Annotated in this window: 21 protein-coding genes; 16 read left to right on the top strand and 5 right to left on the bottom strand. The window is 73.7% G+C overall.

The window, feature by feature from the left end:
• Window positions 1–9: 9 nt before the first annotated feature.
• From G339_RS0130325 to G339_RS0130370, 10 genes are all read left to right on the top strand, one after another.
• Window positions 10–2355, top strand: coding sequence for a [protein-PII] uridylyltransferase (locus G339_RS0130325; RefSeq protein WP_019634828.1), 2346 nt, complete (start codon window positions 10–12; stop codon window positions 2353–2355).
• 92 nt (window positions 2356–2447) lie between these two features.
• The gene (ffh, locus tag G339_RS0130330) at window positions 2448–4019 is read left to right on the top strand and encodes a signal recognition particle protein (RefSeq protein ID WP_019634829.1); all 1572 of its coding nucleotides are present in this window, start codon (window positions 2448–2450) and stop codon (window positions 4017–4019) included.
• A gap of 275 nt (window positions 4020–4294) precedes the next feature.
• The gene (rpsP, locus tag G339_RS0130335) at window positions 4295–4744 is read left to right on the top strand and encodes a 30S ribosomal protein S16 (RefSeq protein ID WP_019634830.1); all 450 of its coding nucleotides are present in this window, start codon (window positions 4295–4297) and stop codon (window positions 4742–4744) included.
• Between the two features lies 1 nt (window position 4745).
• Window positions 4746–4988: an RNA-binding protein gene (locus G339_RS0130340; RefSeq protein WP_019634831.1), complete on the top strand. Its 243-nt coding sequence runs from the start codon at window positions 4746–4748 to the stop codon at window positions 4986–4988.
• A 106-nt stretch (window positions 4989–5094) separates the two neighbouring features.
• Window positions 5095–5619 carry a ribosome maturation factor RimM gene (gene rimM / locus G339_RS0130345; RefSeq protein WP_019634832.1) on the top strand — a complete coding sequence of 175 codons (525 nt, stop codon included), beginning with the start codon at window positions 5095–5097 and terminating at the stop codon, window positions 5617–5619.
• Window positions 5620–5649: 30 nt separating this feature from the next.
• On the top strand, window positions 5650–6432 hold the full coding sequence (trmD, locus tag G339_RS0130350; protein ID WP_019634833.1) for a tRNA (guanosine(37)-N1)-methyltransferase TrmD: 783 nt from the start codon (window positions 5650–5652) through the stop codon (window positions 6430–6432).
• Window positions 6433–6548: 116 nt separating this feature from the next.
• Window positions 6549–6902 (top strand): 50S ribosomal protein L19, encoded by a 354-nt coding sequence (gene rplS / locus G339_RS0130355; RefSeq protein ID WP_019634834.1) that lies wholly within the window; start codon window positions 6549–6551, stop codon window positions 6900–6902.
• 167 nt (window positions 6903–7069) lie between these two features.
• Entirely contained in the window at window positions 7070–7945 is an 876-nt protein-coding gene (lepB, locus tag G339_RS35865) for a signal peptidase I (protein ID WP_019634835.1), read from the top strand.
• A 195-nt stretch (window positions 7946–8140) separates the two neighbouring features.
• Complete coding sequence (locus G339_RS0130365; RefSeq protein WP_019634836.1) at window positions 8141–8866, top strand: ribonuclease HII; 726 nt, start codon at window positions 8141–8143, stop codon at window positions 8864–8866.
• Window positions 8863–9177, top strand: coding sequence for a DUF2469 domain-containing protein (locus tag G339_RS0130370; protein WP_019634837.1), 315 nt, complete (start codon window positions 8863–8865; stop codon window positions 9175–9177). The genes G339_RS0130365 and G339_RS0130370 overlap by 4 nt, the downstream gene beginning before the upstream one ends.
• A 512-nt stretch (window positions 9178–9689) precedes the next feature.
• Here the strand turns inward: G339_RS0130370 and dprA are convergent.
• The 3 genes from dprA to G339_RS0130385 all read right to left on the bottom strand — a co-directional run bounded on the left by dprA (window position 9690) and on the right by G339_RS0130385 (window position 14044).
• A complete protein-coding gene (gene dprA / locus G339_RS0130375) occupies window positions 9690–10862 on the bottom strand; it encodes a DNA-processing protein DprA (RefSeq protein ID WP_019634838.1) in 1173 nt (390 codons plus the stop codon).
• Window positions 10859–12418, bottom strand: coding sequence for a YifB family Mg chelatase-like AAA ATPase (locus G339_RS0130380; protein WP_019634839.1), 1560 nt, complete (start codon window positions 12416–12418; stop codon window positions 10859–10861). The genes dprA and G339_RS0130380 overlap by 4 nt, the downstream gene beginning before the upstream one ends.
• 1260 nt (window positions 12419–13678) lie before the next feature.
• Window positions 13679–14044 carry a YraN family protein gene (locus G339_RS0130385; protein WP_019634840.1) on the bottom strand — a complete coding sequence of 122 codons (366 nt, stop codon included), beginning with the start codon at window positions 14042–14044 and terminating at the stop codon, window positions 13679–13681.
• Between the two features lie 230 nt (window positions 14045–14274).
• On the opposite strand from G339_RS0130385, the gene G339_RS0130390 reads away from it, so the two are divergent.
• Window positions 14275–15204, top strand: a complete 930-nt coding sequence (locus G339_RS0130390) for a tyrosine recombinase XerC (RefSeq protein ID WP_019634841.1) — start codon at window positions 14275–14277, stop codon at window positions 15202–15204.
• Between the two features lie 8 nt (window positions 15205–15212).
• Here G339_RS0130390 and G339_RS38290 read toward each other — a convergent pair whose 3' ends face one another.
• On the bottom strand, window positions 15213–16064 hold the full coding sequence (locus tag G339_RS38290; protein ID WP_205625669.1) for a murein hydrolase activator EnvC family protein: 852 nt from the start codon (window positions 16062–16064) through the stop codon (window positions 15213–15215).
• A 319-nt stretch (window positions 16065–16383) separates the two neighbouring features.
• Here G339_RS38290 and rpsB point away from each other — a divergent pair, with 319 nt between their 5' ends.
• From rpsB to G339_RS0130420, 5 genes are all read left to right on the top strand, one after another.
• Window positions 16384–17325 carry a 30S ribosomal protein S2 gene (gene rpsB / locus G339_RS0130400; RefSeq protein ID WP_019634843.1) on the top strand — a complete coding sequence of 314 codons (942 nt, stop codon included), beginning with the start codon at window positions 16384–16386 and terminating at the stop codon, window positions 17323–17325.
• Window positions 17326–17406: 81 nt separating this feature from the next.
• Window positions 17407–18243 (top strand): translation elongation factor Ts, encoded by an 837-nt coding sequence (tsf, locus tag G339_RS0130405; protein WP_019634844.1) that lies wholly within the window; start codon window positions 17407–17409, stop codon window positions 18241–18243.
• A gap of 52 nt (window positions 18244–18295) precedes the next feature.
• On the top strand, window positions 18296–19075 hold the full coding sequence (pyrH, locus tag G339_RS0130410) for a UMP kinase (protein ID WP_019634845.1): 780 nt from the start codon (window positions 18296–18298) through the stop codon (window positions 19073–19075).
• A gap of 48 nt (window positions 19076–19123) precedes the next feature.
• Window positions 19124–19681, top strand: a complete 558-nt coding sequence (gene frr / locus G339_RS0130415) for a ribosome recycling factor (protein ID WP_019634846.1) — start codon at window positions 19124–19126, stop codon at window positions 19679–19681.
• A 26-nt stretch (window positions 19682–19707) separates the two neighbouring features.
• Complete coding sequence (locus G339_RS0130420; RefSeq protein WP_051108007.1) at window positions 19708–20577, top strand: phosphatidate cytidylyltransferase; 870 nt, start codon at window positions 19708–19710, stop codon at window positions 20575–20577.
• A 58-nt stretch (window positions 20578–20635) separates the two neighbouring features.
• Here the strand turns inward: G339_RS0130420 and G339_RS0130425 are convergent, their stop codons facing one another.
• On the bottom strand, window positions 20636–21685 hold the full coding sequence (locus G339_RS0130425; protein WP_240489942.1) for a suppressor of fused domain protein: 1050 nt from the start codon (window positions 21683–21685) through the stop codon (window positions 20636–20638).
• Between the last annotated feature and the right edge of the window lie 182 nt (window positions 21686–21867).

The raw sequence follows: 21867 nt of genomic DNA on the forward strand, positions 1-21867 counted from the left end.
GCGGCGGGCGTGGTCCCCGCGCACGGCCCGGCCGGGCGACCGGCTCCCTCACCGGCCGGACCGGACGCCGGGGACCCCGCCGCCCCGGCCCGCGCCGCCCTCGCGGCGGCGCGGGCCGGGCGCTCCGCCGAACTGGACGCCTGGCTCGCCGGGCTCCTCGCCCCGGACGGGACGCCGCCCGCCGGGGTCGCGCTCGTCGCCGTCGGCAGCCACGGCCGCCGCGAACTGACCCCCGGCGGCGACCTCGACCTCGTCCTGGTCCACGACGGCCGCCGCGACGACGTCGCCGCCCTCGCGGACCGCCTCTGGTACCCGATCTGGGACGCGGGCCCGCGGCTGGACCACTCGGTCCGCACCGTCGCCGAGGCCCGCGCCGTCGCCCGCGCCGACCTCAAGGCCGCGCTCGGCCTGCTGTCCGCGCGCCGCGTCGCCGGGGACCGCGCCCTGGCCGACGAGCTGCGCGCCGCCGTCCTGGCCGACTGGCGCGCCGACGCCCGCGCCCGCCTCGCGGACCTCGCCGTGCTGTGCCGGGAGCGCTGGACGGCCCAGGGCGACCTCGCGTTCCTCCTCGAACCCGATCTGAAGGAGGCCCACGGCGGCCTCCGCGACGTCGACGTCATGCGGGCCGTCGCCGCGTCCTGGGTCGCGTCCGCGCCCGGCGAGCGGGTCCGCGCCGCGCACGGCCTGCTGCTGGACGTCCGGCACGCCCTGCACGCGCAGACCGGGCGGTCGGCGGACCGGCTCGTCCTCCAGGAGCAGCAGGCCGTCGCCGAAGCCCTCGGCCTCGGCGACGCCGACCGGCTCCTGCGCGCCACCGCCGAGGCCGCCCGCGTCGTCGTCCACGCGGGCGACCACCTGTGGCACCGCGTCGACCGGTTCCTCGCGCCGCGCCGACCGGGCGGCGGCCAGCGCGCCGCCGACCGCCGCCCGGTCGGGGACGGGGCCGTCGAGCAGGACGGCGAGGTCGTCCTGGCCCGGAGCGCGGACCTCGGCGACCCCTCGCTCGTCCTGCGCGTCGCCGCCGCCGCGGCGCACGCCGGGCTCCCGCTCGCGCCCGCCACCGTCGACCGGCTCGCCGCGCACGCCGCGCTGCCCGAAGCGCCCTGGCCCGCCGCCGCCCGCGACGCGCTCGTCGCGCTGCTCGGCGCGGGCCCGGCCGCGATCGGCGTCTGGGAGGACCTGGACCAGGCCGGGATCATCGTCCGGCTCCTGCCCGACTGGGCGGACGTCCGCAACCGGCCGCAGCGCAACCCCTTCCACCGCTTCACCGTGGACCGGCACCTCGTGGAGGCCGCCGCCGGGGCCGCCGCGCACACCCGCGACGTCGCCCGCCCCGACCTGCTGCTCGTCGGCGCGCTCCTGCACGACATCGGCAAGGGCGCGCCCGGCGACCACTCCGTCACCGGGGCCGCCCGCACCCGCGGCATCGCCGCCCGGCTCGGCTTCGACCCCGGCGACGTCGACGTCCTCACCGCCGCCGTCCGCCACCACCTGCTGCTCCCCGACACCGCCACCCGCCGCGACCTGGACGACCCCGCGACGATCGAGACCGTCCTGACCGCCCTCGGCGACGCCCCCGGCCGCGAACGCGAACTGCTCGACCTGCTCGCCGCCCTCGCCGTCGCGGACGCCCGCGCCACCGGCCCGTCCGCCTGGGGCTCGTGGAAGGCCGGGCAGGTCGCCGAGCTGACCCGCCGCGCCGCCGCCGCCCTCGCGGGCGGACCGCTCCCGCCGCCGCCCGCGCCCGCCCCCGACCACCTCGCGCTCGCCCGGCACGACGGCGCGGCCGTCCGCGTCGCGGGCTCCCGCGTCACGATCGCCGCCCCCGACCGGCCCGGCCTGCTGTGGCGCGCGGCGGGCGTCCTCGCCCTGCACCGGCTCGCCGTGCGCAGCGCCCGCATCACCGCAGCGCCGCGCGGCTCCGGCGGGACGGCCGTCCTGGACTTCACCGCCGTCCCCGAGTTCGGCTCCCCGCCCGACCCGGCCGCGCTGGAGGCCGACCTGCGCCGCCTGCTCGCGGACCGGCTCGACGTCGCGGGCCGCCTGGAGCGGCGGGCCGCCGCCGTCCGGGTCCGGCCGGGCGCGCCCGTCGCGCCGCCGCGCGTCACCGTCGTCGAGGACGCCTCCGCCGTCGCCGCCGTCATCGAGGTCCGCGCGCCCGACCGGCCCGGCCTGCTGTGGCGCGTCGGGCAGGCCATCGGCGCGTTCGGGCTGCAGGTCCGCGCCGCCCGCGTCGACACCCTCGGCGCGGAGGCCGTCGACGTCTTCTACGTCGTGGACGCCGACGGGCGGCCGCCCGCCGACCCCGGCGTCCTGTCCGACGTCCGGCAGAAGGTGCTGGCCGCGCTGCGCTGAGCCCGCGCGGAATCGCGGCCGGGTCGCCACCGGCCGCGACCCGATAGTCTGATGGGCGATTCCAGAAGCTTTCCAAGGACGGGTCCAGACACGTGTTCGAGACGCTCTCCGACCGGTTGACGACGGTCTTCTCGTCGCTGCGCAGCAAGGGCCGCCTCTCCGAGGCCGACATCAACGCGACGGCCCGCGAGATCCGTGTCGCGCTGCTGGAAGCCGACGTGGCGCTGCCCGTCGTCAAGGACTTCATCGCGCGGATCAGGGAGCGCGCGCGCGAGGTCGCGGCCTCCCCGGCGCTCAACCCCGCGCAGCAGGTCGTCAAGATCGTCAACGAGGAACTGATCGAGATCCTCGGCGGCGAGACCCGCGAGATCCGCTACGCCAAGAACCCCCCGACCGTGATCATGCTCGCCGGCCTCCAGGGCGCGGGCAAGACCACCCTGGCCGGCAAGCTCGCCCGCTGGCTCAGGGCCGGGGACCACACGCCGCTGCTCGTCGCCGCCGACCTCCAGCGGCCCAACGCCGTCCAGCAGCTCCAGGTCGTGGGGGAGCGCGCCGGGGTGCCGGTGTTCGCGCCCGAGCCGGGCAGCGGCGTCGGCGACCCGGTCGACGTGGCCCGCCGCTCGATCGAGCACGCCCGGCGCGCCCTGCACGACGTCGTCGTCATCGACACCGCCGGCCGCCTCGGCATCGACGCCGAGATGATGCAGCAGGCCGTCGACATCCGCGACGCCGTCAGCCCCGACGAGGTCCTGTTCGTCGTGGACGCGATGGTCGGCCAGGACGCCGTCAACACCGCGCAGGCGTTCATGGACGGCGTCGGCTTCGACGGCGTCGTCCTCACCAAGCTCGACGGCGACGCCCGCGGCGGCGCGGCCCTGTCGGTCCGGCACATCACCGGCCGGCCGATCATGTTCGCGTCCACCGGCGAGAAGCTGGAGGACTTCAGCGTCTTCCACCCCGACCGCATGGCCGGGCGCATCCTCGACATGGGCGACATCCTCACCCTGATCGAGCAGGCCGAGACCGCGTTCGACGCCGAGCAGGCGCAGCGGATGTCGACCAAGTTCGCCTCGGGCGAGGACTTCACGCTTGAGGACTTCCTCGAGCAGATGATGATGATCCGCAAGCTCGGGCCCATCGGGAACCTGCTCGGGATGATGCCGGGCATGGGCCAGGTCCGGGACCAGATCAGCCAGATCGACGACAAGGACCTCGACCGCGTCGCGGCGATCATCCGCTCGATGACGCCCGAGGAGCGGTCCAACCCCAAGATCATCAACGGCTCGCGGCGGGCGCGCATCGCGCGCGGCTCCGGCGTCGGCGTCGGCGAGGTCAGCAGCCTGGTCACCCGGTTCTTCGACGCGCAGAAGATGGTCCGGCAGATGGCGGGCGGCATGGGCCTGCCCGGCACGCCCGGCCGCCGCAAGGCCAAGCAGGCGGCCAAGGCCGCCAAGAAGAAGGGCAAGCAGCGCAGCGGCGACCCGCGCAAGCGCGCCGCCGGCGGGCGCGGCGAGGACCAGCCCGCCGCGCTGCCCGACGGCGCGCCGCAAGGCCTGCCGCCCGGCCTCGGCGGCGGGCAGCTCCCGCCGGGCCTCGCGGGCCAGCTCCCGCCCGGCTTCCAGATGCCCGACCTGGGCAAACTCCAGGGGCGCAAGAAGAAGTGACCGCGTCCCGGCCGCGCCCCGCCCCGGCGCGCGGCCGGGAAAGCGGCGGTTCGGGGCGGTCTGCGGGCGCGCCGCCACGCCGGGTGGCCGCGTGTCACCGCGCGATTGCACTTCCACCCCCGATCGTCTGGCAGAATGGCAGGCTGGAAACCCCGGACCCGCCAAGGCGCCCTCTCTCGTCCTGTGCGGCCGGAGTCCTCTGCCCGCCCGTCGCCGGTGTTCCCCACCTGGCGCGGACCGGGCACCCTGTATCAAGTCTGGAGAACACCACACCCGTGGCAGTCAAGATCAAGCTCAAGCGTCTGGGGAAGATCCGGAACCCGCAGTACCGGATCGTCGTCGCCGACGCCCGCACCAAGCGGGACGGCCGGGCCATCGAGGAGATCGGGCTCTACCAGCCCAAGCAGGAGCCGTCGCTCATCAAGATCGATTCCGAGCGCGCGCAGTACTGGCTGGGCGTCGGCGCGCAGCCGACCGAGCCGGTCCTCAACCTGCTGAAGATCACCGGCGACTGGCAGAAGTTCAAGGGCGAGCCGGGCGCCGAGGGCACCCTCCGGGTCGCCGAGCCGAAGGCCGACAAGAAGGCCGTGTTCGAGGCCGCCGTCAAGGAGTCCCTCGGCGGCGAGGCGGGCGAGGCCCCCGCCACGCGCACCCGCAAGAAGGCCGAGCCGAAGAAGGCCGAGGCCGCCGCCGACGAGAACAGCGAAGTCAAGGGCGAGGGCTGACGTGCTCGAAGAAGCGCTGGAGCACCTGGTGCGGGGGATCGTGGAGAGCCCGGACGACGTCCGGGTCCGCGCCCGCCGCATCAGGGGCGGTCGGGTCCTGGAGGTGCGCGTCCACCCCGATGACCTGGGCAAGGTCATCGGGCGCAGCGGGCGCACCGCCAAGGCCCTGCGCACCGTGATGAGCGCCCTCTCCGGAGGCCGCTACGTGCGGGTGGACCTGCTCGACGTCAACGAGGTCCGCTGACCGTGGAACCGCGGCGCCCGCGGCGCGTCCGCGCGCGTCGCGGCCCCGATCCGGCACCGTCCGCTCCCCGGCGGGCGGCCCGCCGTCCGGCGTCCGGCGGCCGCCGATGAGCGAGCAGCCGCTCGTCGTCGGCCGCGTCGGACGGCCGCACGGCGTCCGCGGCGAGGTGACGATCGACGTCCGGACCGACGACCCGGACCTCCGGTTCGCCCCCGGCGCCGAGATCGCCACCGACCCGGCCGCGGCCGGTCCCCTCACGGTGGACCGCGCCCGCTGGCACTCCGGACGCCTGCTCCTGCGCTTCGCCGGGGTCGACGACCGCACCGCCGCGGAGGAGATCCGCGGCGTCTGGCTCGTCGTCGACCCCGCCGACGTCCCCCCCTCCGACGACCCCGACGAGTTCCACGACCAGGACCTCATCGGGCTCGCGGTCGTCACCGACCGGGGCGAGGACGTCGGCACCGTCACCGAGATCCGCCATTTCGGGCAGGACCTGCTCGTCGTCCGCCGCACCGGCGGCGGCGACGCGCTGATCCCGTTCGTGGCCGCGCTCGTCCCCGAGGTCGACCTCGGGGCGGGCCGCCTCGTGGTCGCCCCGCCGCCCGGCCTGCTGGACGACCAGGGCGTCTGACCGCCCCGGCCGGGCCGCCCTAGGAACCCGATGAAACTCGACATCGTCTCGATCTTCCCCGAGTACTTCGCGCCGCTGGAGATCTCCCTGCTGGGCAAGGCCCGGCGGACCGGAATCCTCGACGTCGCCGTCCACGACCTGCGGCAGTGGACCCACGACCGGCACCGCACCGTGGACGACACCCCCTACGGCGGCGGTCCAGGGATGGTCATGAAGCCCGAGCCGTGGGGCGAGGCGCTCGCCGCGCTCGCGCCCGGGCCCGAGACGCCCCGGCTCGTCGTCCCCACCCCGAGCGGACGTCCGTTCACGCAGGCCACCGCCGCCGAGCTCGCGGGCGAGCCGTGGCTGCTGTTCGCCTGCGGACGCTACGAGGGCATCGACTCGCGCGTCGTCGCGGACGCGTCCACCCGGATGCGCGTGGACGAGGTCAGCCTCGGCGACTTCGTCCTCGCGGGCGGCGAGGTCGCGGTCCTGGTCATGGTCGAGGCGATCGGGCGGCTGCTGCCCGGCGTCCTCGGCAACGCCGAGTCCGCCGTGGACGACTCCTTCGCGCCCGGCTCGATGGAGTCGCTGCTGGAAGGCCCCGTCTACACCAAACCGCCCGTCTGGCGGGACCGCGCCGTCCCCGAGATCCTGCTCTCGGGCAACCACGGCGCCATCGCCCGCTGGCGGCGCGACGAGGCGCTGCGCCGCACCGCGCGGCACCGGCCCGAACTGCTCGCCCGGCTCGACCGCGCCGCCCTCGACGCCCGCGACCTGGCCGTCCTCGCCGAGGCCGGTTTTCCGGTCGGCGGCGAAGATATGGCACACTGAAACGTCCCGTGCGCTCAGCGCGCCGGACGACGACGATCCACCTCTCGCGGCGCGACGCCCCACCTCACGCACGTCCCGGAGCCTCTCGACGCCCGCGTTCGACTTTTGAGGACATCATGCACACCCTGATCCAGGAGATCGAGAAGGCCGCGATGCGCACCGACCACCCGGACTTCCGTCCCGGTGACACGGTCAAGGTGCATGCGCGCATCACCGAGGGCAAGGTCACCCGAGTCCAGATCTTCGAGGGCGTGGTGATCCGCCGGCAGAACGGCGGCGCCCGCGAGACCTTCACCGTCCGCAAGGTGAGCAAGGGTGGGTACGGCGTCGAGCGCACCTGGCCGCTGAACAGCCCGCACATCGAGAAGCTCGAGGTCGTCATCCGCGGCGACGTCCGCCGCGCGAAGCTGTACTACCTGCGCAACCTGCGCGGCAAGGCCGCGCGCATCAAGGAGAAGCGCGACTTCTGACCGTACCTCCGGCCGCGCCGCTGGCCGGACACGGCCGCCGCCCCGGGAACACGCCCGTGTTCCCGGGGCGTTGCCGTTTCGGCGACGACACGCGGATGCGCGCGGTGGACGGCCGTCCGCGCCGCTAGGCTTTCGCCCTGATGACAGACGAGGACGATCGGAGAGACGTGCGATCCGAGGCCGAGGGCGCGGTGCCCGAAGACGAAGAGACCGTGACCCCCGGTGAGGACACCGACTCCGGGGACAAGCCGAAGAAGAAGCAGGGTTCCTTCTGGAAGGAACTGCCGATCCTGATCGTGGTCGCGATCGTCCTCGCCCTGGTGATCAAGGCGTTCGCGATCCAGGCGTTCTACATCCCCTCGGGGTCGATGGAGAACACGCTCCGGGTCGGCGACCGCGTCCTCGTCAACAAGATCGTCTACCACACGCGGGACATCAAGCCCGGCGACATCGTCGTCTTCAACGGCCTCGACTCCTGGGACCCCGAGACCACCGTGCCGAAGCCGGGCAACCCGGTGTCGAAGGTGCTGCGGGCCGTCGGGTCCGCGTTCGGCGTCGCGCCGAACGAGAAGGACTACATCAAGCGCGTCATCGGCGTCGCGGGGCAGCGCGTGAAGTGCTGCGACGCGCAGGGCCGGGTCACGGTCGACGGCAAGCCGCTCGACGAGGACTCCTACCTCTTCACCGACCCCGTGACCCACGAGCGCAACAAGCCGTCCGAGACCGCCTTCGACAAGATCGTCCCCAAGGACCACATCTGGGTCATGGGCGACCACCGCGCCCTGTCGTGGGACTCCCGCGAGCACCAGGGCGACCCGGGCGGCGGTGCGATCCCCGTCGACAAGGTCATCGGCCGCGCGTTCGTGGTGGTCTGGCCGGTCGGCCACATGGGCGGCCTGGGCATCCCCAAGACTTTCGACCAGCCTGGAATCCGGGCGATGTCGACCCTTCTCCCCGCCACGCCGGTCGCCTTGGGCGTGGTCGGCGCGATCCCGGTGACCCTGCTGACCCGCCGCCTGCGCTTCCGCCGGAACCGCTCCTGACAACACCTCCTGACCCCGCGCCCTGCCTCACCACCCGCCGAGGCAGGGCGCGACGTCATCACACGCGCCGCAGCCCCGCACGTCCCTGAGCGCGGCGCGCGCTGAACGGCCGGGCCGCAGCCGGTGCGCGCGCCGCACTGGCGTGTGCGGTGGGTGCGTGGGCGATTGGTCGTGGGGGGACGTACTCTGCGAACCATGATGGAACGCCCCCTCCGTTTCACGCCGCGCCGGGACGCGGGTCTGTACGCGTTCGAACGGTCGCTCGCGCATGGCGGGTTCCGGCGGGTGGCCGGGGTGGACGAGGCGGGGCGGGGCGCGTGCGCCGGGCCGCTCGTCGTCGGGGCGGCGATCCTCCCGGTCGGGCGCGCGGGCGTCATCGACGGGCTCACCGACTCCAAGCTGCTGACCCCCGCGCGCCGCGAGGAGATCTACGGCGAGGTCGTGCGGCGTGCCGTGGCGTGGAGCGCGGTCGTCATCCCCTGCCACGACGTCGACCGGATCGGCCTGCACCGCTGCAACATCACCGGGATGCGCCGGGCGCTGGCGGCCCTGGACACGCGCCCCGACTACGTTCTGAGCGACGGGTTCCGGGTTCCCGGCCTCGACGTCCCCGGCCTGCCCGTCATCAAGGGCGACCGCGCGGCGGCGTGCGTCGCGGCGGCGTCGGTGATCGCGAAAGTCACCCGGGACCGCCTCATGGTCGAGCTGCACGAGCGCTACCCCGACTACGGGTTCGACGTCCACAAGGGCTATGTGACGCGCGCGCACTCGGCGGCACTCGACGCGCACGGTCCTTGCCCGGAGCATCGCTTCTCCTACGTCAACGTCGGACGGGTCGTGCGCAAGAATGGGGAGGTGGGCTCGGGGGCGGAGGCCGTGGAGGTCTCCGGTGGTGGCCGGACGGAAGGGGCACGGACGTGAGCGCCGAGGATCTCGAAAAGTACGAGACCGAGATGGAACTCCAGCTCTACCGCGAGTACCGGGACGTGGTCGGGCTGTTCAGCTACGTCGTGGAGACCGAGCGCAGGTTCTACCTCACCAACTCGGTGGACCTCCAGGTCCGCGACACCGAGAACGGCGAGGTCTTCTTCGAGGTCACCATGCAGGACGCCTGGGTCTGGGACATGTACCGGCCCGCCCGCTTCGTCAAGAACGTGCGTGTCGTGACGTTCAAGGACGTCAACGTCGAAGAGATCGCCAAGAGCGAGTTCGAACTGCCGTCCGCCGACTAGGCGGTGTTTCGAAGTCCCGGCCCACGGCCCTCGCCTGGCGGATCGAGGCCTCACCGGGCCTGTGCGAGCGCGGCATCGGCCGGCGAAGCTCGCCTCCGGCTTCGCTTCACCGCCCAGTCAACGCACTCGCGCTGCGGCTGAGGCACTCTGAGACAGACCCTGACCGCGCCTACCGTCACCCCCACACGTCCGTCCCCGGTGGCCCACAACGCGCCCGGTCGAGAGACCGCGCCGCAGTCGTGTCGCGCGCTGGTTCGGTTTCCCCTTCCATGTCGGCCGCTTGTTGGCGCGCTGTTCATCCAGGCTGTCTCGCACGTCGACTCACCTGCCGTGCAGTTGCGTCGTCATCCCATCTGCTCGCTCAGCGGGTGCGCCCGGTCTCCTTCTCTTGGTTGATTCGCCTTTGGCGGCGGGCCGCATCGCGCGCTGCGGCCCGTACCGTTCTTGCTTCCAACGTGATCGTTAGGCCGGGTGCCTGGTGGGCGGGGGTTCTCGCGGGCGGATCGGGTTCGTCATGCGCGGCCCCGCGCTGTGGTCGTGAGGCGCCACCCGCCGGGACTGCGTTCTACGAAGCCCGCCGCCGCCAGGAGCCCGAGTTTCGCGTTGACCGCGTCCAGGCTCATCCCGGCCGTCGCGGCGAGCTGCGCGGGGCCCGCGTGGCCGCGGGCGGGGAGCGCCTCCAGGACCGCGCGCGTCGCCGGGTCCAGGCGGTCGCGGGGCAGGACGGGGTCGCGCGGCGGCGGGGCCAGGTCGTCGCCCAGTCTGCCGAGCGCCTCGACGACCTCCTCCGGCCGGGTGACCAGCAACGCGGGCGGCGAGTCGCGGAGCAGCCGGTGGCAGCCCTCGGACGCGGCCGAGTCCACCGGGCCGGGGACGGCCATCAGCTCGCGGTCCAGCCGCTGCGCCCACGACGCCGTGTTCAGCGCGCCGCTCCGCCACGCCGCCTCCACGACGACCGTCCCGCGGGTCAGCGTGGCGATGACGCGGTTGCGCACGAGGAACCGCGAGCGGCGCGGGCTCGCCCCCGGCGGCGACTCGCTCACCAGCAGGCCCCGGCCCGCCAGCTCGGCGAACAGGCCCTCGTGGACGGCCGGGTAGGGGACGTCCACGCCGTTGGCGAGCACGGCGAACGTCCGTCCGTCCGCGGCGAGCGCGCCCCGGTGCGCCGCCGCGTCGATGCCGAGCGCGCCGCCCGACACGATCGTCCAGTCCGTCTCCGCCAGGCGGGCCGCGAGGTCGGCGGCGATCCGCGTCCCGTAGGACGTCGCGCCGCGTGCCCCGACGATCGCCACCGACCGCAGGCAGCCGTGGCGGAGGTCGCGGGGGCCGCGCAGCCACAGCGCGTAGGGGCGTTCGTCGCCGAGGTCGTCCAGCGTCGTCGGCCATTCCGGGTCGCCGGGGCAGACGAGCCGGACGCCGAGCCGCTCGGCGACGGCCAGGTCGGCGTCGGTGTCCACGGCGGACAGCCGGAGTCGCCAGTGTTCCAGCCGCGCCAGCGCGCGGTGCTGGTCCTCAGCCGTTCGCGCGACGCCGTCCGGCAGTGTCCCGGAGCGGACGGCGCCAAGCGCGCCCGGCGGTCCGGCCCGCTCGATGAGGGCGTTGAGCAGCCGGTCTCCGGGTTCGGCGAGGGCGGTCAGCGCGGCTCGCGCGGCGCGGCCGGTCGGATCGTCGTGGCTCGTGTTCATGATCGCCGTCCCATCCAGAGGGCGAGCGCGCCGCCGATGTCGTCCGCGTCCGGCTCGTCGCGGTCCGCCAGGTCGGCGATGGTCCAGGCGACGCGCAGCACCCGGTCGAGGCCGCGCGCGCTGAGGCTTCCGTTCTGCAGCGCGGCGTCGACCGCGCCCATCGCGGCGGCGGACGGGGTGAAGGCGCGCCGCACCTCCGGGCCGGGGATCTCGGAGTTCGTCCGCCACGGGGTGTCGGACAGGCGCTTCAGCGTCCGTTCCCGGGCTGCGGCGACGCGTTCGGCGACGACCTCGCTGGGTTCGGCGAACTCCAGGTCGTAGCGCAGTTCGGCGCGGCTGGCGGGGGCCAGCTCCAGCTTGAGGTCCACCCGGTCGAGCAGCGGTCCCGAGAGCCGCGACTGGTACTTGCGACGCGCGGAGGGCGCGCACGAGCAGTCCATCTGCGTCGCCGCCGCGCACGGGCACGGGTTGGCGGCCAGGACCAGCGTGAACCGCGCGGGGAAGCACGCCGTTCCCTCGGCCCGCGAGATCCGGACCTCGCCCTCTTCGAGGGGCTGCCGCAGGACGTCCAACGCGCCCCACCTGAACTCCGGGGCTTCGTCCAGAAAGAGAATGCCCCGGTGGGCGAGGGAGACCGCGCCTGGTTTGAGGACGCGGCCCGAGCCGCCGCCCGCCAGCGCGGCCGCGCTGGCGGTGTGGTGCGGGGCGTGGAACGGCGGGCGCGTGATGAGCGGCTGGCCGGGCGGGAGGGTGCCCGCCACGGAGTGGATCGCCGTCACCTCCAGCGCCGCGTCGGGCTCCAGTTGCGGCAGGAGCGTGGGGAGCCGTTCGGCCAGCATCGTCTTACCGCAGCCGGGTGGTCCGGCGAAGTACAGGTGGTGGCCGCCCGCCGCGCTGATCTCCAGGGCGCGGCGTCCTTCGGCCTGCCCTCGCACGTCCGAGAGGTCCAGGACGGCGCGGCGGTCGGGCACGCGCCCGGCGAGGCCGTCGTGGGCGGCGGGCGGCGGATCGGGCTCGGCGTCCGTCTCCTCGACGGGCGGGGCCTCGTCGCGCAGGATCGCCAGGAGCCCGCGCAGCGTCGCGGTGCCGATGACCTCGACGTCCGGCACCAGCGCCGCCTCCGCGCGGTTCGCGAGCGGCACCACCGCCGTGCGGCACCCGGCGTTCGCCGCGGCCAGGACGGCGGGCAGCACGCCCGGCACGGCCCGGACCCGTCCGTCGAGCCCCAGCTCACCGATCACGACCAGCCCCGCGCACGACCGCGGCGGCACCGCCTCCGCCGCCGCGAGCAGCGCTATGGCGATGGCGAGATCGTAGAACGAACCCTTCTTCGGAAGGCTCGCCGGGAAGAGCGACACGGTGACGTGGCGGTTCGGCCAGTCCTCGCCCGAGTTGTAGATCGCCGCACGGACGCGGTCACGAGCCTCACTGAGCGCCGTGTCGGGCAGCCCGACGAGATGGAGGCCGGGAACGCCGCTCGTGATGGCCGCCTCGACGTCCACGACATAACCGTCGACACCGAGCAGCGAGACCGATTTGGTCTTCGCGAGTGTCATGCACAACTCCTTGAATCGAGACCCCTCGCGACCAGCGAGGGACAAGAACTGCTGGAAAGCACTGCACTTCCGCCCAGCGCCCCGCCACGGCCGCGCGCCGAACCAGACCGACACACGGACCAGCGAGCGCCCAACCGCACGACAGCCACCGCCCCGATCCGCCCCACACGGGCCGAACCGGGCCGTACCGGGCCGCATCAGGCCGGTTCGCGCCGGACCGGGCCGACCCCGGAGCGCGCCCTGCGGTACGGGCCCGCACCGCGCCGACTTGCGCCGACTTGCGCCGACCCGCATCGGTCCAGGCACGAACGAGACGGCGAGCATCCGCGCCGCACGACCCCGCCACCCCGCACCCACCGCCCCCGCCCTGCGCCGCCCCACCCCGCGCCGCCCCACCCTGCGCCGCCTCGGCCCGCACCGGGCTGCCCGGGCTGCGCCGTCCTGGACGGCACCGACCTGCACTGGCCCGCGCCGCACCGCACTGACGAACGAGACGGTGTGCGTTCGCTGCCTCGCGGCGGCTGCTGCCGCACCGCATCGCGCCGCGCTAACCGCGCTGGTCGTGCTGCGCTGCATCGTGCTGATCGAGCCGGGTCGGTGGACGGGACGGTTGGCGTCGGCGGCTGCGCGGCGGTTGCCGCGCTGTTCCGGCGGCCCGGCGGCCACGGCTGCGCCGGACCGCCTCCGTGCGTGCGCGGGCATGCTGCTCGTCCTGTCCGCAGAGCTTCCCGGCGGCCCACCGCCTCCGTGCGTGCGCGGGCATGCTCGTTCGTCGCTGGGCCGGCCGAGCACCGCGCGCGGCGGCGTTGGTCCGGCGTTGTGCTGGCTCGCCGCCGCGCGGCTGTGCTTGTCCGGCGCGGCGTTGTCCGGTCGCCGCAGTGCGCGGGAGTGCTGACGCTGAGTCGGCTGCGGTACGGCGCGGTGGTGCCGGAGCCACGCCAACCTGGGCCAACCTGGGCCGGCCTGGTCGCCGTGGCCGCGCTGGCTCGGCGCTGCGTTGGTTAGCCGTCGTGCGCTGCGTGGTCGCAGGTTGCGCGGTCGTACTGGTCCGGCGCTGCGCTCGCGGCGGTCTGGTGGGTGGGCCGCGGGATTCGGTGGTGTGGTGGGTGGGGCGGGGAGAGAGTCGTGTGGGGGAGTGCGGATGCGTTGTGTTGGGGTCGGTGAGGTGCTGATGTGCTGTTGTGTTCCAGTGGGTGGGCGTGTACCCGACGACCCGGCGGTGGTCGGTGGGTTGCGGGTGGTTGTTGTGGGGTGTGGGCATTAGCTGATCGCGCGTAGATGCTCGATGGTGAAGCCGGCGGGGGCCAGGAGCAGGCCGAGGGCGTCCACCCGCAGATGGGTGGGGGGAATGCCGTGGTCGGCGCCCCAGCGCAGGGCGAGGCGGCGCAGGCGAGCCGCCTTGGCGGGGGTCACCGCTTCCAGGGGATGGCCGAACTTGCCGTTGCGGCGGGTTTTCACCTCGCACGCCACGTACCAGCGGCCGTCGCGCGCGACGATGTCCAGCTCGCCTTCGGGACAGCGCCAGTTCCGGTCGACGACGGTCCAGCCGAGACGCACCAGGTGGTGCGCGGCGATGGCCTCGCCTCGCGCGCCGAGGGCGTGCGCCGTGTTGAGTTCCGATCGCATCGGAATCACCTCCGGGCACGACCCTGCGTCCTCGGGGGCGGCCAACGGAAAATCGTTTCGAGGCTGTGGATAACTGGGTGCGCCGACCGCGTCGGACCGACAACGATCGGCCCCTTGACCTGGGGTTTCGTGGGGGCGTTGGTGACCGGCTCTCGGTGATACGACTCACGGCCCTCCGCCGGGCGGAGGCGGCGCTTGCAATCGGGTCGTGGAACGGCGAGCGTGGCGCTGTGACGACCGATGACCAGGAGGCGATCCCCGCCCCGTTCAGCGAGGCCATCGCGGAGTTCGAGCGCCACCTGCGCGCGGAGCGGGGCCTGTCGCCGCACACGCTCCGCGCGTACCTCGGCGACGTGGGCGATCTCGTGCGGCACGCGGCCGCCGTCGGCCTCGCCGGGCCAGGGGAGCTGGAGGTCGGCGTCCTGCGCGCGTGGCTCGCCCGGCAGCACGCCGAGGGCCGGTCGCGCGCGACGCTCGCACGCAGGACCGCCGCCGCGCGCGCGTTCACCCGGTACCTGCACCGCCGGGGGCTCCTCGAAGCCGACCCCGGTCCGCTGCTCGGCACGCCGCGTCCGAACCGCGACCTGCCGACCGTGCTGTCGAAGGAGCAGGCCGCGCGCCTGCTCGACGGCATGACGGCGGACGGCCCGATCGGTCTGCGCGACCTGGCCGTCCTCGAAGTCTTCTACGCGACCGGCGTCCGGGTCAGCGAGCTGTGCGGGATGGACGTGGACGACCTCGATCCCGGACGCGGCACCGTCCGCGTCATCGGCAAGGGCGACAAGGAGCGGAGGGTCCCCATCGCCGCCGTCGCCGTCCAGGCCGCCGAGGACTGGCTGCGCGCGGGCCGCCCCGCGCTGGCGACCGAGTCCAGCGGCGCGGCGCTGTTCCTCGGCGCGCGCGGGGGGCGGCTCCACCCGACGACGGCGCGCAAGATCGTCCACGCGCGGATCGCCGAGGCCGGGGACGTCCCCGACCTCGGCCCGCACGGCCTGCGGCACAGCGCCGCGACCCATCTTCTGGAGGGCGGCGCGGATCTGCGCAGCGTCCAGGAGATCCTCGGCCACGCGTCACTGAGGACGACGCAGATCTACACGCACGTCTCCGTGGAACGCCTCCGGAGCGTGCATCGCCAGGCGCATCCGCGCGGAGCCGAGTGAATGCGCGGTCAGCGGACCCGGCGCAGGCGGCGTTCCCGTGCCAGGTCGATCACCTCGCAGGGCTGGCGTCGGCGCGCGGGCCGTCTGAGCCGCGCGTGCCGCCCTACGAACAGCGCCAGGAACGCGAGCAGGAAGCCTGAGCCCATTCCCGTCAGCCACGTCCCGCTGAAGGACGTCGCGGAGCGCAGCGCAACATCAGGCGTCCTTCGGGCGGTTCCCGGAACGTGCGGCGCGGACGATGCCGTCGCCCACTGGGGGAGCAGCCGAACGCCCCGGCCCACGAGCGACAGCGGATCGAGATAGACCGTCCCGCGCAGCAGGCCCCAGTGCAGGCACGGAACCGCGCAGTGCGGCGACGGGACGCGCTCCAGGACCCCGATCGGCGTCCCCGCCGCGACGGCCGCGCCGACCCGCACCGAGGGGAGGACCGGCAGATACGTCGTCCGCAGCACCCCGTGGCTGACCGCGACGACGCTCCGGCCCGCGAGCCGCCCGGCGTACGAGACCGTCCCGGCTCCGGCGGCCCGGACCGGCGCACCGGGCCGGGCCGCGAGATCGACGCCCCGATGGCCGGGCCCCCACGGGACGGCGGGCGGTGAGAACGCTCGGACGACCGTGGGCGTCGGTGGTCCGAGCGGCCAGCGCCACCCGCTGGAGGCGTCGCGCCCTACGGCGTGACGCGTCGGAGCGCTGTTCGCGGGGCGTGCCCGCCGACCGCCAGGGGCAGCGTCGGCCGGGTCGGTGGACGCGGTGCCGTGTACGCCGCCGGGCCGTAAGCCGTGCGGACCGCCCGGCGAGGCGGTGGAAGGCGAGAGGCCGAGCGCGGCGAAGATCGCGAGCGCGAGTGCGAATGCAGTCATGCCGCGAGCCTGACGAGCCGCCACCGACCGGCGCGAACGGCGGCCGAACCTGTGGACAACTCCGTCCGAAGGCCGCTGCGGTCGGCTGATTCCACCCGCACGTCGCTCATCCCATAGAATCGGAGAACGGCTGCGTGGGTCCATGCCCAGGCGGCCGAATTCACGCGCTCTCGCGCCATCCGGTCCTCGCGGCCGGTGGGGCACGGCCTCTCGGTCCGCCGTTCGCGGCGGCGAGGCGGTGTCGGGGCGCAGACACAACCGACACGCGGCCCTCCCGACCGGAACCGGAACGGCGGGCCAGAAGAGGAGAACACGGGATATGGCACCCGTCGTCACGATGCGGCAGCTGCTGGAGAGCGGCGTTCACTTCGGCCACCAGACGCGCCGCTGGAACCCGAAGATGAAGCGCTTCATCCTCACCGAGCGCAACGGCATCTACATCATCGACCTGCAGCAGTCGCTGTCCTACATCGACCGCGCCTTCGAGTTCGTCAAGGCCACGGTCGCCCACGGCGGCACGATCCTGTTCGTCGGCACCAAGAAGCAGGCCCAGGAGGCCATCGCCGAGCAGGCCGCGCGGGTCGGGATGCCGTACGTCAACCAGCGCTGGCTGGGCGGCATGCTCACCAACTTCTCCACCGTCCACAAGCGTCTCACCCGGCTCAAGGAGCTGGAGGAGATCAACTACGACGACGTGGCCGGCTCCGGCATGACCAAGAAGGAGCTCCTCGGGCTGCGCCGCGAGAAGGACAAGCTGGAGCGCACCCTCGGCGGTATCCGCGACATGGCCAAGGTGCCCAGCGCCGTCTGGATCGTGGACACCAAGAAGGAGCACATCGCGGTCAACGAGGCCAAGAAGCTCGGCATCCCGGTCGTCGCGATCCTGGACACCAACTGCGACCCCGACGAGGTCGACTACCCGATCCCGGGCAACGACGACGCGATCCGCAGCGTCAGCATGCTGACCCGCGTCGTCGCCGACGCCGTCGCGGACGGCCTCATCGCCCGCGCGGGCGCCGCGTCCGGCGGCGACGAGAAGCCCGCCGAGTCCGGCGGCGGCGCGGAGCCGCTCGCCGAGTGGGAGCGGGAGCTGCTGGAGAACAAGGAGCAGGGCGCCGCCGAGGCCGCGCCCGCCGAGGCCCCGGCCGAGGAGCCCGCCGCCGCGCAGGCGGAGGCCGAGCAGCCCGCCGCCGAGGCCGCCCCGGCCGAGCAGGCCGAGGCCGCGCAGGCGCCTGCCGACGGCGCCGCCGAGCAGGCCTGACGACGCGCCGTCCCGGGGCCGCAGCGGCCCCGGGACGCCGTCCCCGCAGACTTTTCCACCCACTCCAGAGACGAAAGAGCGATGGCTGACTTCACCGCCGCCGACGTCAAGCGGCTCCGGGAGCTGACCGGCTCCGGCATGATGGCCTGCAAGAACGCCCTCACCGAGGCCGAGGGCGACTTCGACAAGGCCGTCGAGATCCTGCGCCTCAAGGGCGCCAAGGACGTCGGCAAGCGCGCCGAGCGCACCGCCGCCAACGGCCTGGTCGCGCAGTACTTCCAGGGCTCCGGCGACGGCGCCCTGCTCGAACTCAAGTGCGAGACGGACTTCGTCGCGAAGAACGCCGAGTTCATCGCGCTGGCCGACCGCATCGTCGAGTTCGCGTCCACCAGCGGCGCGGCCGACGCCGAGGCGCTGCTCGCCGCCGAGATCGAGTCCGGCAAGACCGTCGACGCCCTGGTCCAGGAGGCCAGCGCGAAGATCGGCGAGAAGCTGGAGATCGGCCGGTTCGCGCACTACCAGGGCGCGTACGTGGCCAGCTACCTCCACAAGTCCGACCCGTCCCTGCCGCCGACCACCGGCGTCCTGGTCGAGCTGGACAAGGAGAACGCCGAGGTCGCCCGCGACGTCGCGCAGCAGATCGCCGCGATGTCGCCGAAGTACCTCACCCGCGAGGACATCCCGGCGGAGGCCGTCGCCAAGGAGCGGGCGCTCGCCGAGCAGCTCACCCGCGACGAGGGCAAGCCCGAGCAGGCCATCCCGAAGATCGTCGAGGGCCGCGTCAACGCGTACTTCCGCGACTTCGTGCTGCTGGAGCAGGCGTTCGTCAAGGACGGCAAGAAGACGATCGCCAAGGTCCTGGAGGAGGCGGGCGTCAACGTCGTCCGCTTCATCCGCATCAAGGTCGGCCAGGCGTAGGTCCCGGACGAACGGGACCGCATATTCGCAACGCAACGAGGAGGCCGCCGACGTGCCGGAGAAGACCACCACTGACACGACGGCGGCCTCGTCGTCCGACCAGCACGCGCCGCGCGCGGGCTGGAAACGCGTCCTGCTGAAGCTGTCGGGCGAGGCGTTCGCCGGCGGCGACCCGCTCGGCATCGACCCCGCCGTCGTGCAGCACGTGGCCGAGGCGGTCGCGGAGGCCGTCCGCGACGGCGTGCAGGTCGCCGTGGTGTGCGGCGGGGGCAACATGTTCCGCGGCGCGCAGCTCGCCGAACGCGGCATGGACCGCGGGCGCGGCGACTACATGGGCATGATCGGCACCGTGATCAACTGCCTGGCGCTGCAGGACTTCCTGGAGAAGCTGGGCCTGGACACCCGCGTCCAGACGGCGATCACGATGAGCCAGGTCGCCGAGCCGTACATCCCCCGCCGCGCGATCCGGCACCTGGAGAAGGGCCGCGTCGTGATCTTCGGCGCCGGGCTCGGCCAGCCGTTCTTCTCCACCGACACCACCGCCGCGCAGCGCGCCCTGGAGATCGGCGCGGAGGCGGTGCTCAAGGCCACCCAGGTCGACGGCGTGTACGACGCGGACCCGCGCAAGAATCCGCACGCGGTGAAGTTCGACCGGCTGGACTACGGTGAGGTCCTGCAGCGGGGTCTGAAGGTCATGGACGCGACGGCCATCAGCCTCTGCATGGACAACGCGCTGCCCATCGTGGTCTTCGACCTGATGGGCCAGGGCAACATCGTCCGGGCCGTCCGCGGCGAGAAGATCGGCACGCTGGTCAGCCCGGCGGACCGCTGACCACAGACGGGCCGGAAACGGCCGACCAAAGGTGAACCGGGAGTCGAAGTGATCGACGAGACCCTCCTCGAAGCCGAGGAGAAGATGGAGAAGGCGGTCGCGGTCGCCAAGGAGGACTTCCAGGGCATCCGCACCGGGCGCGTCACCCCGGCCATGTTCAACAAGATCACCGCGGAGTACTACGGGACGCCGACGCCGATCAACCAGCTCGCGTCGTTCACGCTGCCCGAGCCGCGGATGGTCATCGTCCAGGTCTTCGACAAGTCGTCGCTGTCGGCGGTGGAGCGGGCGATCCGCGACAGCGACCTCGGCGTGAACCCCACCAACGACGGCAACGTGCTGCGCGTCGTGTTCCCCGAGCTTTCGGAGGAGCGCCGCCGCGAGTTCGTCAAGGTGGCGGGCGGCAAGGCCGAGGACGCGAAGGTGTCGATCCGCAACGTGCGGCGGCGGGCCAAGGACGCGCTGGAGAAGCTCGCCAAGGACGGCGACGCGGGCGAGGACGAGGTCCGGCGTGCTGAGAAGGAGCTCGACGACGCGACGCAGAAGTACGTCGCGCAGATCGACGAGCTGCTCGAGCACAAGAAAGCCGAACTGCTCGAAGTCTGATGGAAACCGACAGGACCGGGGACACCGTGACCTCACCCGGCGGGCCGGAGGAATCCGGCGGCGGGGAGCAGCCCCCGGCGAAGAAGCGCGGCGGGCGGAACCTGCCGGTCGCGATCGGCGTCGGGGTCTTCCTCGGCGCCCTCGTCCTGGTCTCGCTCTACACGGTGAAGGAGATCTTCCTCGCCGTCATGATCGTGTTCCTGTTCCTGGGGATGCGCGAGCTGACGCAGGCGTTCCGGTCGCGCGGCATCGAGGTGCCGTTCGCGCCGGTCGCGGCGGCGATGGTCGCCGCGCCGCTCGTCGCGTACTGGTGGGGGACGCGGGGCCTGGTCGCCGTCGTGGCGCTGACGGTCCTCGCCGTGATGATCGTGCGGATGGCGCGCGGGAGCAGCGACGGCTACGTCCGGGACGTGACGGCCGGGGTCTTCACGGCCGGATACCTGGTGCTGATGGGCGGCGTCGTCGCGCTGCTGATGCGGCCGGACGACGGTGACCACCGGATCGTCATCTTCATCGCGGTGACGGTCGCCAGCGACATCGGCGGCTACTTCGCGGGCTCCTATCTCGGGCGGCACAAGCTCGCGCCGACGATCAGCCCGAAGAAGACCTGGGAGGGCGTCACCGGTTCGGCGGTCACGTGCATGGCGGTCGGGGCGTGGCTGCTGTGGTGGCTGCTGGACGACCACCGGATCTGGCCGGGTGTGCTGATCGGGTTCGCGGCGGTCGTCGCGGCGACGGTCGGGGACCTGGTCGAGTCGATGATCAAGCGGGATCTCGGGATCAAGGACATGGGCACGCTGCTGCCGGAGCACGGCGGCGTCATGGACCGGCTGGACTCGCTGGTCGCGACGGCGCCGGTGGTGTGGATGCTGCTGGAGCTGTTCGTCCCGTCCTGATCAGGGTGGAACAACGAGGCCACGGAACCGCCGCCGGTTCCGTGGCCTTCGCTTTTCACTAGGAGACGACCCAGGAGCGCCCCTGCTGGGCGAGGCGGCGGACGAGCGCGTCGGAGCCCTCGTTCTTGGCGTACCGGTGCTCCTCGCCGGTGATGGGGATCAGCCACAGCCAGCGGACGGGGTCGCCGCCGGCCGTGAAGCCGGTGAGGCCGGGCGGGACGGGCCCGGCGAGGCGGCTCGGGTCGTCCAGGAGCAGGACGCCCTCGAACGCCGCGTCGTCGCCGCCGAGCGGGAACGTCCCCGCGTCGTGGTACCACTTGACGACGTCGCCGGGCGCGAACCACGTCACCGACCGCCACGGGTACTGCGCGAGCCACGGGAAGACGGCCCCGGCGCGCTTGCTGGGCAGGCGCGTCGCCACGGCGAGCTCGATCCGGGCGTGCGGGGTGACGTCGTCCTCGTACAGCTCGATGGTCGGCATGCGCTGCCGGGACATGCCGACCGTGCTGAGGACGGCGAAGTCCCGGCCGTCCTGCGGCGGGCGCTCGGACAGGCCGACCGTGGGCGCGGTCGCGGTGCCGCCGGTGAGGCCGCGGCCGACGTCGTGCCAGTAGTGGCCACCGGGTCCGAGGCGCTGCAGCAGGTGGCCGAGGACGGACTGCTGGTACTCGGCGAACGCCTCCTCCGACGCCACGTCGGCCCAGTGGCGGCGAGCGCGTTCCACGCGGGCGTCGAACGCGTCGCGCTCGTCGTCGAGGGGGAACGCGAAGGGGCTCTGCGCGGTGGCGTCGCGGCTGTAGCCGGGGATGCCGCGGCCCATGTCGGACCAGCCAGGGATGACGAACAGCGGCTCGCCGTCGTCCAGGGCCGCGACGCCGTCGCCTTCCTCGAACCACACGATGTCGAGGTCCGCCACCGGTAGCGGCGGGCTCGGCTCGGGGGAGCGGACGTGCGCGGCGGGCAGCAGCGGCGCCGCGCCCGCCGCCAGCCGCTCCTGGTCGGGCTGGTCGGGGGCGGGCTCGTGATTGGCGACCCAGACGGCGCCTATCACCCGCTCGCGGGCGTCCAGCAGTGACGCCGAGGTGACGGTTCCGTCGCTCTCGATCACGAGCCGGCGGCTGCCGTACGGATTGATCTCCGACCGCACCGTCGCCGCGGCGCCCCCTGTGGCGGTGCGCCGCGCCGAAGCGGACCCCCTGCGCAATACCGACATGATCGAGACCTTAGTCCGCCGGGCCCGTCCCCGCGCCGGAACGCGTGCGGCGGGACGGCTCGGGCATCGGCTCGGGT

The sequence above is a fragment of the Actinomadura atramentaria DSM 43919 genome (assembly GCF_000381885.1).
GTDB classification, from domain to species: domain Bacteria; phylum Actinomycetota; class Actinomycetes; order Streptosporangiales; family Streptosporangiaceae; genus Spirillospora; species Spirillospora atramentaria.